The organism is Ensifer sp. ENS07, assembly GCF_014852185.1.
In the GTDB taxonomy this organism is placed as follows: Bacteria; Pseudomonadota; Alphaproteobacteria; order Rhizobiales; family Rhizobiaceae; genus Ensifer; species Ensifer adhaerens.
Map to the genome: position 1 here is coordinate 1 of NZ_JACVBE010000084.1, position 270 is coordinate 270.

1 protein-coding gene is annotated in these 270 nt (G+C 58.5%); it reads right to left on the reverse strand.

Annotation, left to right across the window (positions count from 1 at the left end):
• Nucleotides 1-241: transposase (locus IB277_RS39130; protein WP_246812930.1), on the reverse strand; the 241-nt coding region annotated here is incomplete at its 3' end.
• Nucleotides 242-270: the final 29 nt, after the last annotated feature.

The following is a 270-nucleotide window of genomic DNA, read 5'->3' on the forward strand; positions in this document are numbered from 1 at the left end:
CCGGCTCTACCTCTGGAACAAGCAGCGCCGGGACAAAGTCGCCCACAGGCGACGCAACATCCAGTTGCCACGCTCGTGCGAGCCGGCGCCATTCATATAACTGCGAACGCGATATTCCATGTCGCCGGGCCGTCGTCGCACACAAGCCAGGTTCCGAATAGCTCTCCGCGACAATCTGCAGCTTCATCTCTTTGCTGAAGCGTCGCCGCCGGCCGCCATCGATAATCTCAAGTCGTTCCATTCCGCACTGTCCGTATTGACGTCAATAAG